This is a genomic window from Pedobacter sp. HMWF019, from assembly GCF_003061025.1.
Classification (GTDB): Bacteria; Bacteroidota; Bacteroidia; order Sphingobacteriales; family Sphingobacteriaceae; genus Pedobacter.
Window position 1 is genome coordinate 1 of record NZ_QAIL01000431.1, and the last position, 15,285, is coordinate 15,285.

The window sequence follows — 15,285 nt, forward strand, 5'->3', positions numbered from 1 at the left end:
ATTCCGTACTGAGGGCTTCGATCAGTAATTTAACGAGCGGGTCAAAATCGTTGGTGTTTTTAATTCCCCAATAGTCTTGCGCATTTTTTAAGATTCGGTTTCGGATTTCGTCTTTAGAGGAGTAAAATATATTTTTCATTGGTAGTATAGATTTTGTTTATGATGATGGTGATATCATCTCTGCGTGGACTACTTGGATTAAAAGCTTTAAAGTGTCTATAATTTTGTTCAATGTTTCCTTAAAATAGAGCAATTTTAGTTTAACTGGAAAGGGGGCTTAAAAATAAACTGGTATTAAAATAATATTTTTCTCCGGTAATATTCATTCTTCCCAGAATTGTTATGTCGACTTTCTTTTTAATCTCTGTGACATTTCTCATGGCAAAAAATTTTTCGACTTCACTCATTTTAATTTCGACTTCTACCTGATACAATCGGGGTTCATAATGAACAACTGATTTTAATAAAGATTGCCTGAATTTTTCTTCCCAAATGGTTTCACTAACGATTAATTCAAAATCCAGGTCCCAAATTTCACATCCAAAATTATTGTTATGCCGGTGTTCTCCATATCGGGTAAATATGATAAGCTCAATATTTTGAGAAATGGACTTGCCAAGATCTGCCTCATTTAAATCTTTGTTTTCGAGAATATTTTTTAAGCGGAAGGGTTTATTGTATAAAAAATGTGACATAAAGAGCTGAGTATAAATGGAACAATAATTGAAAAGGATAATCAATATTGCGACCAATTTTGGGAACATGAAATAAGAAAACAAGAATAAATGAAGAAATAAGTATAATTTTTTTTAAAAACTACCTACCTACATTGCTCTATGAAACCAATTAATGCTCAGGAACTGACCAGATCCTATAGGATTTTTGTCTTAAATTTTATCCTTCTCACCAGTTTTTCGATATTTTGTATCTATCTGTTTTTTGCAGCGTCTAAATTTGAGTACAGTCTGCTGGAGAAGCAAGTGAAGCAAACAGACCAGCTCCTTTCAAAACGAAAACAGATCAATGAGAACTTTGATGTGATTTTGCTTCGGTTCAAACAGTTGTCTAAATATACTTCCATTAATTCGGAAGAAATGAATAACCAAGCCATTCTGCTGGAAGATATTCAAAATGCAAATTTCAAGATCAAAGACCTGATTAAGGAGCAACCTCCCGGTGTTGGGAGCTTTCTGCTCTATAAGAAGTTAACCGATGATGTTGCCCAGATGGCTGGGATACAGGATTCATTGTTTACCACCAAGTTTCAGATTGAGAACATCAGGACCCAACTGGAATCCTGCTTAAAAACCAACCAGACCGCAGCAAAGAAAATCAGGTCTGGAAGATTTACCCGATAGATATGATTAAGCTAAGTATAAGAGAAAGAAGAGAACAATTCCTGTTTTTTATCGGAATTTTCGTGTTTACAACAGGGCTGTTAAGCTATGGACTTTTTCATGATTACGGTGATGGAAGAATGGTTTCTAAACAAGACCTGGCAGATCAGCTTTCCAGAAATGCCGATTTTGAAGAGACGATCAGGGACCAGAGGCCGACTATTGACTCTACCTATAAGCAAATTATGAGATTTGATCCCGGCGTACAGGCGGTTTTCCTGGAAAGTGATATTAAGAACTCGCTGGGCTCTATTAAGGCTGCCTACCAAAGGAGGGCTTCAGATCAGCGGTATAAAACCTTTTTACAGGCGTCACAATTGTACAACGATTTGTTTTATGACCGCCGGGAACTTAAAGGAAACAGAACAGATCTAGACAGGCTAAATAAATCGCTCGAGGATTGTAAGTTGTCTACCAGGCAATTAAGGCAAACGTTGGGAAGCCAAAACAGATAATTAAAAATGATGCAATACCTATAAAAAAATCAACCTATAAAAAAATGGCCGAAACGACTACCTCAGGAAAATCAGTAAGCAGTAATTCACAGGGATATATTTTCCTGTATATATTTATTGCAATTATCATCCTTGCCGCGCTTATCTTTCTCTTTAAGAGTTCAGTTTTTGATAAACGCACCATTGATGCAAGAATTTTAAGAAATGAATTGTCTTTAAATGAAGACCTGGTATTTACCGATAATACCAGAAATGCAAAAAAATGGATCTGGGAGTTTGGTAATGGTGCAAAGGCAACCAGCCAAAACGGGACTTATCGTTATTTGAAATCAGGTTCTTATATTGTCCGTTTAACCGTAGACGGGGAGTTAAAAGAGCAATTCCCAGTAACTGTTAGAGACACTGTGGCTGCAGCTATAGATACATTGGTGACCATCAGCGGTCCAACTTCGGGTGTTGTAGATGAAGAAGTGAGACTTGAAGCAGACGGTAAAGCCAGCCAGTTTGACTGGTCATTTGGGGAAACCAATAGGGTAGATGTAAAAGGCAGAACCGCTTTATATACTTACCATGCCCCTGGTAAATATCTGGTGAAGTTGACTACAGACAAAAGTCACCGGCCAATCTTTCATACCATTTTCATTACAGATCCTAACGCAGAACTGGAAACGGATATGGTGGTTCCCGGAGAAGGTGAACGGAAAGTGATTGACGACATCAGAGCAAGGTTACAGGCCATCGCTAATGGTGCAGATTTCAACTCCAATTATTACTATCTGGTCCGTAAATACCTATGTAATAACGAGAAGGTTACTGTAAATGTGGAGCAGGACAGTGCTAAAAAAGCAACAGACTTTTACTCCTATTGTATGGGACTCACTTTTGGGGGCGAGATTGTGGTCGATGAAGCACAGCTCACGATCAGCCCAAGCTCTACTTGTGCAACACTGGTTAACATCAAACAACATTCTGCAAAGACAGTTAAAAAATAAACCCTATGAAACGAATTATATCTCTTGTCCTCCTTGTCACCCAAACTGCCTTTGTAATGGCCCAGTCGCCACTTTCCTTTGGTAAAAAGGTGAAATATATGCCTAAATCTTATGCAAAACCAAGTTCGTCAACTCAGGTTGCTGAAGATGGCGGCACATCCAAACTTCCATGGATCGTATTCTCCGACCGCGGAGATAATTATACGACCACCAGCCCGGGAGGAAGTTTGATGATGAAAAAATTAAATTTTATGGAACCGTTCTATGTATCACAGGAAGAAAACGGATACCTGAAACTGATTAAGTATAAAGCCGGAATGGTTAGGGGCCGAAAAATTAACGATAAAAAAACAGCGATCAGTTATGGCTGGATCCCTAAATCTAAATTGCTCTTGTGGCAAAGATCTTATTCTAATCCACAAAATGGATATTCAGAAAAAGCAATTGCCATTATCAACGGAAAAACACCACTAACTGCTTCAAGGGTGTATTTTGACAATACAGATTCTGTGTACGTATATGATTCACCAGAATTGAAACAGAGAATTGCGAAGATACGGTTGCATGAGATTACTTATGTTTATAAAAAATCTGAAGATGATAAAAAATACCTGATCGGAAACGAAGACCAGTTGGTTGCAGACAGTGCCAGAAAAAGTATCACAGGCTGGGTTGGAACCGATGCCATTCATAACTGGGGAGATCGCTTGTATATTGCTCCACAGCAATTTAATTCTTATGAACAGGCCGATTCCCTATCGTTATTACTTCATAATGCTCATGCAGACCCCCTTTTAGAGACAGACAATGACTTGATTTTGAGAAGTACTCCGATCGTTGCAAATGACGGAAAGGGGCCTTATACACTTGGAGTTGCAACCGATGTGTATAACAAATCGGGCAACAGTGTGATCACCATCAATGGGGCCAGTTTACCTTACACCACTTATCTCAACCTTAGAAAGAATATCCATAAGATCAATGTGATCTTTGTGCTGGATGGAGGGAGTCCAATGAGAAAGTATTTTTCGGGGCTAAGAAATACCATACAATCTTTTGAAAATGTTTTTAATGAGTACGGCAGGAAAAATAAGATCAGTTATGGCGCGGTAGTGTACAGAGATGCGGCCAATTGCACTGCTCCAGGAATTTTCAGTACAGCCGGTGTATCTCCAGATTACCGTAAATTGATGGATTTCTTAACCATTGAAGCCAGGAAAACAGAGAGGTGCACGAGCAGAATCAACCAGCAGCCTGTTTATGACGGGATCAGATCAGGACTGAACCTGTTGAAGGGCCATGTTAATGAAACTAATCTTGTTGTACTGATTGGAAGTACAGGAAATGAAGTTGCTTCGGCCACTCAGCTTAGCGATCTTTCTGAAGAATTTGCGAGAGCGGATGCCAGACTACTGTCTATACAAATGTATAGTGATTACGATCCTACATTCAATAATTTTGTCTTGCAATCCAAAAGATTGGTTTCGGAATCTGCGGTATATCTTGCAGATAGAAAGAAACGTTTCATGGTAAAAGGGGAAGGACTAAATAATACCCAGGCTTATAACACCAGTCAGTTGGATTCGGTATCTTATTATCTGGACTATCCAAAGAACAGCCTGATCCAGGGTGGTGTGGTTTTCCCGGCTAAAGGTGCTGTCAATTCCAATGAATTGATCACTATAGCTGTTAAACGCTTCATGAGAGAAACGGACTATGATATTAACAGCCAGATCAACTCACTGGATAGTGCCTTTAGACTAACCGGAATAGAACGTAAAAAGTTATCCCCTTATGTGGAAAGCTTTCTTTTACCACCGGTTTCAGATGATGTTGCAGATAAGATGCCACATAATGGATTTAAATATTATCTGACATCCAGTGCACCCGCAGACATTGTTTCTAAAAACAAGAACCTGATGCAGTACATTGTGGTCCTGAATACGATGGAGTATAAACAGATCAACGATATCTTCTCTCTGATGATCGGCCAGAACCTGCAACCAGATCAGTCTTCTTTCAGAAATAAATTGCTTAAAAACTATCTGAATATCCCAAGAAACTTGCTGGATTTGAAGTTTTCTAAAGGAGAAATCAAAGACATGACCTTATCTAAATACATTCAGACGGTAATAGGATTGCCAGTGAGTACAGAACTTCTTGATAAATATAAGGTAGGCGAACTGTCCAAATCCAGTAAAATGCCTCAACCAGACTTTGAAGCTTATATCAAGTTTTTGATGAATACCAGCGATAACTTCAAAAAGGCAACGCAAGTTGGACAGCAATTCATTTCTAACGGAAAAAATTACTACTACATCACCGAAGGGAATTTTATTCAAAAACCAGAAACTGAAAAACCATAATCTATGAGTCTTACAAATATCAGCGAGTCGGTTAAAACAGCCATCAGGATAGCCCAGTCTCTGGCTAAAGAATATCATAATCCAGAATTCTCCCCTGCGCATTTGCTAAAGGGCTTAATGCACAAGGAAGTGGGACTAAGGACTTTTTTGAGTTCTATAGGCAAGGATGAAGAATACATCAGTGAATGGGCGGAAGTTCGGATCGATGAACTGGATAAGACAGCTTCGGCACCGGAAGACGTAAAAGGCAGCGCGGAAATTTCAAAAGTTTTTGAAGAGGCAGACTTGGTTCGTATAAAGCTTGGACTTGACCTGATCACGCCGGTTTGTGTACTCACAGCCCTTTGCAAGCCGACCATAGGATTTCAGCCGGACCAGTTAAAATCTTTTCCGATTAAAGAAAAAGAACTGCTGGATCTGTATATCAAAGATGAGGAAATTCAGCACGCGGTTTCTCCTGCTTCTTCTGACAAGGGAACAGGAAAAACCAGTGGGGCAGCCTCCTCACTGCATAAATATTGTATTGACCGTATTGCTCTGGCAAGGGAAGGTAAGACAGATCCGATTATTGGCCGGGATAAAGAGGCCCGGATGATTATGGAGATTCTTTGCCGCAGAACAAAGCCTAATGTGATCATTACCGGTGACGCGGGCGTTGGTAAAACAGCACTTGTAGATGGCTTTGCACAGGATATTATCGCTGATAATGTCCCCGATCTGCTCAAAAACGTACAGCTTTTTGAACTCGATCTGGGTTCTCTGATTGCCGGTGCTTCCTATAAGGGAGAGATTGAAGATCGGTTAAAAAATATTTTAAAAGAAATCAAGCAGTTTGATAAAGCGGTACTCTTTATAGATGAGATCCATACTTTGTTAGATAACAAAGGACCCATTGGCGGTGGGGTAGGTAATTTGCTTAAACCTGAACTGGCCAGAGGAGAGATTACAGTGATTGGTGCGACTACTATAGATGAATACCGCAAAATTATAGAGCCAGAACAGGCATTCAGCAGAAGGTTTGAGGTTTTACAGGTGAATGAACCCAACGAGGCTTCTGCCATAAAAATGCTGGAAAAACTGACGCAAAAATATGAAGCGCATCATCAGCTTAAAATACAGGCAGAGGCTATCCCAGAGTGTGTTCGTTTGGCCAAACGTTACATGAAAGACCGCCGGTTGCCAGATTCTGCTTTTGATCTGCTAGATCGTACCATGGCGGCTATGAAAATGATGAACGATACTTCTGATAAAGTATTGGCTGAACTGGAACAATCCTTAACTGAACTCGGACAGCCTGAAGCCCAACAGGAGCACCAGCTGGCAGATTACAGGTGGCTGTATAGTCAAATGCAGGACAAAGTGAGCCCGGTACTGCTGGGACAACTTACTGATGAAACTCAAACTGATGCTTTTGAAACCCCGGAAGAATACCTGGACTATCTCACCAGAAACCTTGCTGCACTTAAAATTCTTGCTGCGCAAAAAACAGATGAGGTAGGGAAGCAGGATATCGCTTCTATTGTTTCTTACAAAACCGGGATCCCATTGGGGAAGATCCAGGCTCAGGAAAAAGAGAAGTTAATGAATATGGAGCAGTTCCTGAAAAGAAGGGTGGTTGGACAAGATCAGGCTCTAAAAGCGGTATCTGATGCCATTCTGGAATCAAGGAGTGGGTTAAACAAGAAAGGACAGCCTATTGGGTCTTTCTTTTTACTGGGGCCCACCGGAACTGGTAAAACAGAGCTGGCCAAATCTATTGCAGAATTTTTGTTCAATGATGAGAAGGCCATGATCCGTTTTGACATGTCCGAATTTAAAGAAGAGCACTCTGCTGCTTTATTGTATGGTGCGCCTCCGGGTTATGTTGGATATGAAGAAGGCGGTCTACTGGTCAATAAAATCAGGCAACAGCCCTATTCTGTATTGCTTTTTGATGAGATAGAAAAAGCGCACCCTTCTGTATTTGATACCTTTCTGCAAATCCTGGATGAAGGACACATGCACGACAGACTTGGTAAGGAAGGAGATTTTTCGAATTCCCTGATTCTGTTCACCTCGAACATTGGAAGTGAATGGATTGCAGAGCAGGTTGGAAAAGGAGAAATACCTGGCTCTTCTCAGCTGATGGAGATCATGGCGAAGCATTTCAGGCCCGAATTTTTGGCCCGTTTATCCGAAATTGTACCTTTTGCACCGATCAGCGAAAAGAACGTAGTGAGGATTTTTGAGATCCAGTTGAAGAGTTTAATTGAAGCCCTGGAGAAACAAGGCATAACTTTTGAGATTGATGAACAGGCAACAACAATGCTGGCACTGAGCGGCTTCACTCCAAAGTATGGAGCAAGGCAGCTATCTGGAGTGATCCGGAATGAACTCAGAAGGCCAATATCAAAGTACATTATTTCCGGGGAATTAAAAAAAGGAAATACAATTGTGGTAAAAAAACACGCAACTGAAGACCGGCTGGAGTGGGAGATCATAGAGCAGGTGCCAGTAACAGAAGCATAAATAATAAAGACATTTAAATTAATCGTAAACCATTAAATACCAATACTATGTTTAACTATGAAATTGGCGGTAATGAGAGAAAGGTAGATACCTCTGAAGCATTTGCAGATATTGCCCACAATAAAACGCTGTTTATCCAAAAACTTACAGATAATGAACCGATAAAACCGGAAAAGGTAGAAGGACTGAAAACTGTACAGGAAGTTTTTAACCACTATAAGCCGAAGGTGAATGTGTCTTTTGAAAAACAGGATGGTTCTCCGGTATCAGAAACCCTGAAGTTTAATAACCTGGGCGATTTTTCAGTGAAAAGTATCATTAACCAGAGTACTTATCTGAATAATGTGAACATTGAGAAGGAGATGTCTTTAAATGTAATTAAACAGTTAAAGTCCAACAAAACGTTGAAAGCCACATTAGATGATGCAGAAACAAAAAATGCCTTTATCAGTGCGCTTAAAAACTTCGTTTCTGAATTAGAAGCAAATAAATAGTCCAGTTAAGAACCAGGGATCAACCCGATTAAATACATTAGAATGGCAACTCCAGATGAACAAAAAATAACGCAGGAAGCCGCTTCAGGCGCCTCCTTTAAGCCAGCAGAAAAGCAGGCGGGAGAAAAGCTTACGCTAGAAGCGAGCCTGGAAAAACTGGCAAGAGTAGGTGGTTTCGATTTATTGGAAGCTACTGTTGACGGATTACAAAATTTAAACCCGGAAAGAAAAGCAAGGAAACAGATCTTTTTAACCGGAGACGAGAAAAAGAAAGAAAGAGAAGAACTGAAGAAAAAGATTCAACTCTGGATTGATGTATTGGAAGATTCTGATTCTGTTTCATCGATGCTCGATAAGAGCACGGAAAAACTAGAAGCAGCGGAGGAGAATCTGAATAAAAATATTGCGACCGCTTTAGAAACTACAAAAGAACTGGAGCAGGCTTATCGCTCAGTAAATCTCTTTTATCAGAATACAGAATCTGATAAATTAAAAAACGTGGTGGTTTTGAATGCCTCTATGGACCAGATCAAGGATTTGGACAACCCCAGATTTATAGATTATGTTGCAGACGAACTGAAACAAAAATATGATAGGCTGGATCTTCGTGAGAATTATTCTTTAATGGTGGTTCCAGGTTATATGGGCTCTAACAAAGTGGTGGAGAAATGGGGAAAGATCGCTTACCAGAACAAAGCCATGCTGGTTACCGATTTTGCAGATCTGGACCAGCCGGATGACGTAATTGATTTGTTTACTGCAGCAAACCTGACCGGAGGCGATGCTTTCAGGTCCAATGTGATCATGACTTGTAACTGGCTGGTGGGTAGAGGAAAAGTGGCTGAAGTTGGCGAAGAGGACGATCTGACAGTTCCTGGCTCAGCTGCACTGGCGGGAAAGATGTATTACACCCTGATGTCGCAGGTTACAGCAGGTAAAAAACATGGTGCAATCAATGATGTTGATGGTGTAAAGTTTGATCTTAAAAAGAGTGAAATCTCTCACCTGGAACGTATAGGCCTAGTTCCTATGGTAAATGAGTATGGAAAAGTAATGGCTTTTTCGGCCAAAACCTTATTTAACGGAGATAACATTGGTTTGCAAACCTACTCTGTTGTACGCGTGTTCGATTATGTAACCAAAGTTTTGTTCGACTTTTTAAATAGAAGAGCTTTTGAAAACTGGACGTCTAAAACCGAACAGGATCTTCGTGGGCAGATCGTTAAATTCCTGGATGGCATACAAGGCCCTGAACGTTTAATTGAAAGATTTAAGATTATGCGCTTTGAGCGGGATGAGCAGCAAAAAGATAAAATCCACCTGGATATTCATATTACGCCGTATTTCCCGGCCAAAAGTTTTGTGGTCAAACTGGATGGACAGAAAGGCGAGGACGAGGAAACCACCTGGAGTACAGAGTACGCACAGCAATAACCCAGGTTATTCTATATAAAATATCCGGCCAGATGGACCCCCAGCTGAGCCGGATATTTTTTTATACCTCTTTTACATTTCCTGACTTAACAATTTCTTTATATTTTAGTCCCGCAGATTTTACGCTGTACAGGGAATACATGAAACAAGTACTGATCATTAATGGCGATCCTGAAAAAACGGCTGCAACCAGCCTGCTGATCGATGCCTACAAAAAAGGCGCCCAGCAAGCTGGTGCGCAGATCAAGGAAATTGCGATCATCGATCTGATCTTTAATTCCAATAAACAATTCACCAACCGTGTTACCGAACTGGAACCGGATCTGAAACGGGCATTGGATATGATCGTCTGGGCTAATCACGTCGTTTTATTTTGTCCGGTTTATATGTCTTCCATTCCTGCCCGGATCAAGGGCTTTTTTGACCGGTTGTTTATGCCGGATCAGGTATTTCTTTCCAGGAACCAGAACATCAGCAACAATTTTAATGGAAGATCTGCCCGGATTGTGTCTATTTTGGACGAGGAAACTTTTGAGTACTGGAAACAAGACAAAAAGGTAACTTACTTGTCTATAAAAAGAAACGTTTTTGAAAACTGCCGTTTCCATCCTGTTCATACCAATACCATAGGGCACCTTTACTCTCTGGAGAATGACTACAGTAAAAAGTGGCTTCGGAAGCTCGAAACTTTTGGAGCAAAATTAATGTAGCTTTAAAAGGGCTTTAGAGCCAATTTGAAAAATATTTATTCTATTGTGCTGATTAATAGGAGATAGTGGCAAACTTTTTGTTTAGATGTTACTGTTAATACAAATTAATAATAACAGTTTTCTCACCCTAAAACAAAAAGTTATGGCTTTCAAAGCAAGATTAAACTTTTCGGGCAAGGAGTACGATGTGCTCCACTGTGCCTACTCCCTAAACCGTGATGTGGATGCAAAAGGAAGACCCTCTTCCGGCGTGTATGGCGGAACGATCGACATTGAACTCGAATCGACCGAAGACACCTCCGTTGTTGAAGCAATGGTAAACAACCAGTACAAACCTTTATCAGGTACTTTGCTGATTAAAAAATCAGAGGAAGATGCTAAAATGAAGGAAGTACATTTTGAAGATGGATACATCGTTAAGTATTCAGAAGGAATTAACATCGTTGGAGATAATCCGATGACACTGAAATTCCAGATCTCTGCCCGCAAGTTAAAAACTGGTAATGCCGAGCATACCAATGACTGGCCAAAGGCTTAATTCAAAATTAAAAGGAAGTTTAACATTTAAAAGAAATTATCATGGCATTTAAAACCAGAGTTACTCTTGGATCAAAAGAGTATGACGTACTGCAGTGCAGCTATTCATTAAACAGGGACGTAGACGCGAAGGGACGTCCGTCATCAGGTGTATATGGTGGAACCATTCACCTTGAGGTTGAATCTACTGAAGATACTTCAGTGATCGAATCTATGGTGAACAACCAGTACAAAGCCTTTGCCGGAACCATTGTGTTCAAAAAGGGAGAGGAAGATGCAAAGATGAAGGAATTACATTTTGAAGACGCCTACATCATCCAGTACAATGAAGGTATTGCTGTTAATGACAATACCCCAATGACATTGAGCTTCGTGATTTCTGCACGTAAGCTGAAAATTGGTAATGCTGAGCATACCAATGACTGGCCAAAAGCCTAATTGGCAATAGGCCTATGAAAAACAAGTTTGCCGGAAAGCACTACCTGCTTTCCGGCAATTTTTTAACGACTCAATTCCTGAAATATGGTCAATAAACTAAATATAGACATCAGTATAGAGGAGGTGCCGATTCTGCATTTCAGCCGTTTTACGCTGGATCAGCGTTTCAGCGAGCACCATACTTTTGAGCTCCGGATCAATCATGATCAGGTGGAGGGGACCAACGGGATTACGCTCGCTAAGTCTAAAGATTTTATAGGTAAGAGCCTTACTGCACAGTTTGGTCTGGTAGAAAGTTCCGGAAATATCTTTACCGGGATCATTACAAAAGTAGAGATTGCGCAGACGCATGGATTTCAGGGTGATATTGTTATTACCGGTTACAGCCCGGATATTCTGATAGACCGGGGACCAGATCTGGGTTCTTACCTTGGTAAAGACCTGAAAACAATTATCCAGCAGGCCACAAACGATACCCCGCAAAATGATCTGGACTTTCAAATCAAACCAGCCTATACATCGGCTATTGATTACATTATACAATACAGGGAAAGTGATTTTGATTTCATTAAACGGCTTTCGGCTGAATATCATGAATGGTTTTACTATGATGGCAGCGTACTCCATTTTGGAAAGCCAGATAAAGAGGAGCAGATTGCGCTGATCTATGGAAGAGATCTGCACAGTTTACAATATGGAATGCAGATTGCGCCTTTAAATTATAAGAAATTTGCCTATCATTCCCAAGAGGATCAGCTGCTCTGTGCCCAGCCGGCAGTGGCCAGCTCCAGTCTTTCAGACCTGTCCCACGCGATTTCTGCTTCTAATGAAGTCTTTAGCAAAAGATTCAATCAGCCCCTGAATGTGCGCGTTAACTCGCAGAAAGAGATTGATACTTTTGTAAACGATGAGCATAAAGCTTTGGTTTCAGGATTGGTGAGTATCTCCGGTCATGGAGACAATCCTAAGGTCGGTCTGGGTAAGATCGTAGACATTAGCACCAGTATGAGAAATGGACTGGATTTTCAGGTACAGGACTTCGGTAAATTTATCGTAACCTCCGTTTACCATGAAATTGATGGACTTGGACATTATCAAAATACATTTGAAGGGGTAGCCGCAGACAGTGAAAAACTACCTGTAGGGCATGTGAAGAAACCTGAGGCGGATATGCAGCTCGCAGATGTGTTAGACAATGACGATCCTCAAGGGCAAGGCCGGGTAAAAGTGAAGTTCAAATGGGAATGTCAGACCAATGATCCCACCGAATGGCTGCGGGTCATGAGCCCGAATGCCGGAAGTGGAGATACGGGAGCGAACCGCGGTTTCCATGTGATTCCTGAAAAAGGAGATCAGGTTGTGGTCGCCTTTGAAGAGGGAAATATTGCCAGACCAGTAATCCTGGGGAGTGTATTTCATGGAAAAAGCGGAGATAGCAAGGGCTTTAAGAACAGCAATACCAAAGGAATGAAATCACGGAGAGGTAGCGAACTGACTTTTGATGATTTAAACCACGCACTAAACCTTGGAACTAATGCGGAAAATTTTGTTAAGGTAGAAAATGGGCCTGGAATGATCACCACACAATCTAAAGAGAAGATTGTCATCCAGACTGGTCAGAGTTCAATTACCTTAAATAGTAATGGAACTATTGATTTGGTTGGAAATATCATCAACATTCAAGGAAAGCAGGCGATCAATGCAAATGCAGTTGCAGCAGGAGCGGATGGAAAACAAAATGACATGTCTGGTAAGCAGGTTAACATCGGTAAAAAGACAACAACTGCGATAAAAATTGAAGCCAGTACTAAAGATATTCAAGCCTCTTCTGCGATTACAACAAATTCAGATTCTTCGGTAACAGTTATATCTAAGGATGAACATATCATAAAAGGAAGTCAGGTACAGATCAATTAAACAATATGAGCAGATTTAAATTTTTTGCGGAAGAAGCGGATTTGAAAGATAGGACTTCGATGACTAATCCAGATCAGGCAGGGCAAATGGACGCACTTGCGGATATATCTGATTCTTCAGAAATCCATGCCAGATATAGAGTTGAGCAGCTAACCATTAGCCGGATGAATGGTGTCGTTCATAGCCACGCAGAAACAAAAAGGGAATTTTTTGTTAGTAAAAGAATGAGCCAGGAAGGGCTGACTGTTAACGTCAGGATGGAAGATAATATTGTGAAGGTATATCCTGAGGCCATGCAAGAGGCTATTAACCTTTTGATAGATTTGGATGTAGTAAAAAGCGATGTCGCGGTTTTAGTTAATGGGACAAACGGAAAAATAGACAGGGTACTGAATCATGAAGAAATTTGTGAAAAGTGGAAACAATACAGAAAAAAGCTTGAAGAAAGGTTCAGTTTTATGGTTGACCCTGAATCGCGATTGAATTTGCTTAAATACCTTACTGTTGCTGAAAATACTATTGTAATTGAAAAAAATTTGATAGCTGATCTGAATACAAAGATGTTCTATGATCTTTTTTTTGATGTGTACCTTACCCTTAATGTCGTGAATTATGATAATTTTTCAAGACCTTTTTATTCTCAATTATTTGAAGGCGAGGAATCAATCTTAGATTTCTCTCAAAAAATTGATAAAGAGACTGAAACCCAGATCCAGCTAAAAAAAGAAGGCAAGGTAAACGATAAGAGTTTTAACAGCTTTAAAATGGAGAAATTATATAACGAGAAATTCAAACCTATGATTGAATATAAATTCTCGGCCTATAATGCACAGATTTCGGAGCAGATACTAATTAACAAAACCGAAAAATGGATTGAGCAGGCTAATGTTAATATTGTAGAAGAAGTAAAAAATAATGTAGAAATATTAGTGGATTATAAACTTAGAAAAATAGAGTAGTATGGCAGAGTCATTTGTACCTCAGGGGACGCATGTTATATGTACGAATATGATGTCTACCGTACCTCAAACGGTGCAGTCTACTCGTCCATATAAAACACTGCATAAAAATAAGGATGTTCCTCTTTTAACTTTGGTAGATAATAAAATCTCTGGGAGTCTTTCTTGTAAGAGCCCCGCAAAGTTTTGGGGAGGTCTGGCTATGCTTGCGACCGGAATTATGATTGGGGCCGCGATTGTTTTAACTGGTGGACTAGCGGCAGCTGTGGTTATTGGTGCAATGGTAGTTGCTGCTAGTTCTGGTGTAATGATGGGTATAAAAGTAGCTCATGCTTGCGACGCAACTTTAGAAACTAAATGGATTAGGTTTCATACAACAGCTAAAATTCAGGGTGAGTTTGCTATTTTGAACAAATCTACACTTGCTTGTTCACAGGGAGGTGTTTTAAATATAATTATGGATCCGGTCATTGCCTACAATGCGGCGAAACAGATCAGTAGTAATAATGGGAAAGAAGTTTCTATACAACTGGTTTCACAGTTGGCAATTGGTGTTATTTCCGGGCTTACCATGGCGGCGGGAGCTGTACCTGCAGTAACAACAGCTATTCTTACACCATTAGGATACTGGTCGGGTGAGGATAAGTTAATTGCCAAAAGTATCATGAGCGATGACGTTGCCGATACCCCTTTTGTAGGCGGAACGGTAGAAGCAGTTGCAAGTACAAGTGCTGGTGTGGTTGCGCCTGGCCTTTTATTAATGAGTACCGGTTATATCGCTTATGGCGCGGGTGTTCTGGTAGGGAAACCGGGTGTACAATTATTAGGAGGACTTACTTCAGCGATTGGAAAAACAAATCTTTTAGAAGATATTAAGTTTTCTAACATGAAAGGTGGATTGATGGGGGCTGCAGCTAATCTTGTAATTGGTGAAACCACTGATATGTGGGAGAAATCTTACGAAGATAAATCCAAAAAAGAAATGGATGAGCAGAATAACAAAGACAAAAATAACGGGATAAATGTAATATCAGTAAGTTAAATTATGAGTAAACCTACAATAGGATGGGTGATAGGG

The 15,285-nt window shown here is 40.3% G+C and carries 14 protein-coding genes; 13 read left to right on the forward strand and 1 reads right to left on the reverse strand.

What is annotated here, in order from left to right; genetic code table 11:
* Positions 1-260: 260 nt before the first annotated feature.
* Positions 261-695, reverse strand: coding sequence for a GPW/gp25 family protein (locus DBR11_RS22825; RefSeq protein WP_108554913.1), 435 nt, complete (start codon positions 693-695; stop codon positions 261-263).
* Between the two features lie 141 nt (positions 696-836).
* On the opposite strand from DBR11_RS22825, the gene DBR11_RS22830 reads away from it, so the two are divergent.
* From DBR11_RS22830 to DBR11_RS22890, 13 genes are all read left to right on the forward strand, one after another.
* Positions 837-1,358, forward strand: a complete 522-nt coding sequence (locus DBR11_RS22830) for a hypothetical protein (protein WP_108554914.1) — start codon at positions 837-839, stop codon at positions 1,356-1,358.
* Between the two features lie 2 nt (positions 1,359-1,360).
* Complete coding sequence (locus tag DBR11_RS22835; protein WP_158275366.1) at positions 1,361-1,852, forward strand: type VI secretion system transmembrane protein TssO; 492 nt, start codon at positions 1,361-1,363, stop codon at positions 1,850-1,852.
* Between the two features lie 44 nt (positions 1,853-1,896).
* Positions 1,897-2,844 carry a PKD domain-containing protein gene (locus DBR11_RS22840; protein ID WP_108554915.1) on the forward strand — a complete coding sequence of 316 codons (948 nt, stop codon included), beginning with the start codon at positions 1,897-1,899 and terminating at the stop codon, positions 2,842-2,844.
* 5 nt (positions 2,845-2,849) lie between these two features.
* Positions 2,850-5,210 (forward strand): type VI secretion system protein TssR domain-containing protein, encoded by a 2,361-nt coding sequence (gene tssR / locus DBR11_RS22845; protein ID WP_108554916.1) that lies wholly within the window; start codon positions 2,850-2,852, stop codon positions 5,208-5,210.
* 3 nt (positions 5,211-5,213) lie between these two features.
* Positions 5,214-7,718, forward strand: coding sequence for an ATP-dependent Clp protease ATP-binding subunit (locus tag DBR11_RS22850; RefSeq protein ID WP_108554917.1), 2,505 nt, complete (start codon positions 5,214-5,216; stop codon positions 7,716-7,718).
* A gap of 47 nt (positions 7,719-7,765) precedes the next feature.
* Positions 7,766-8,212 (forward strand): hypothetical protein, encoded by a 447-nt coding sequence (locus DBR11_RS22855; RefSeq protein WP_108554918.1) that lies wholly within the window; start codon positions 7,766-7,768, stop codon positions 8,210-8,212.
* 42 nt (positions 8,213-8,254) lie between these two features.
* Entirely contained in the window at positions 8,255-9,646 is a 1,392-nt protein-coding gene (locus DBR11_RS22860) for a DUF5458 family protein (protein WP_108554919.1), read from the forward strand.
* 140 nt (positions 9,647-9,786) lie between these two features.
* Positions 9,787-10,356, forward strand: coding sequence for an NAD(P)H-dependent oxidoreductase (locus DBR11_RS22865; RefSeq protein ID WP_233260867.1), 570 nt, complete (start codon positions 9,787-9,789; stop codon positions 10,354-10,356).
* A 142-nt stretch (positions 10,357-10,498) separates the two neighbouring features.
* The gene (gene tssD / locus DBR11_RS22870) at positions 10,499-10,894 is read left to right on the forward strand and encodes a type VI secretion system tube protein TssD (RefSeq protein ID WP_108554926.1); all 396 of its coding nucleotides are present in this window, start codon (positions 10,499-10,501) and stop codon (positions 10,892-10,894) included.
* 41 nt (positions 10,895-10,935) lie between these two features.
* Positions 10,936-11,331: a type VI secretion system tube protein TssD gene (gene tssD / locus DBR11_RS22875; protein WP_108554921.1), complete on the forward strand. Its 396-nt coding sequence runs from the start codon at positions 10,936-10,938 to the stop codon at positions 11,329-11,331.
* Between the two features lie 84 nt (positions 11,332-11,415).
* The gene (locus DBR11_RS22880; RefSeq protein ID WP_108554922.1) at positions 11,416-13,248 is read left to right on the forward strand and encodes a type VI secretion system Vgr family protein; all 1,833 of its coding nucleotides are present in this window, start codon (positions 11,416-11,418) and stop codon (positions 13,246-13,248) included.
* Positions 13,249-13,412: 164 nt separating this feature from the next.
* Complete coding sequence (locus DBR11_RS22885) at positions 13,413-14,207, forward strand: hypothetical protein (protein WP_199233930.1); 795 nt, start codon at positions 13,413-13,415, stop codon at positions 14,205-14,207.
* A gap of 1 nt (position 14,208) precedes the next feature.
* On the forward strand, positions 14,209-15,249 hold the full coding sequence (locus DBR11_RS22890) for a PAAR-like protein (RefSeq protein WP_108554924.1): 1,041 nt from the start codon (positions 14,209-14,211) through the stop codon (positions 15,247-15,249).
* Positions 15,250-15,285 lie beyond the last annotated feature (36 nt).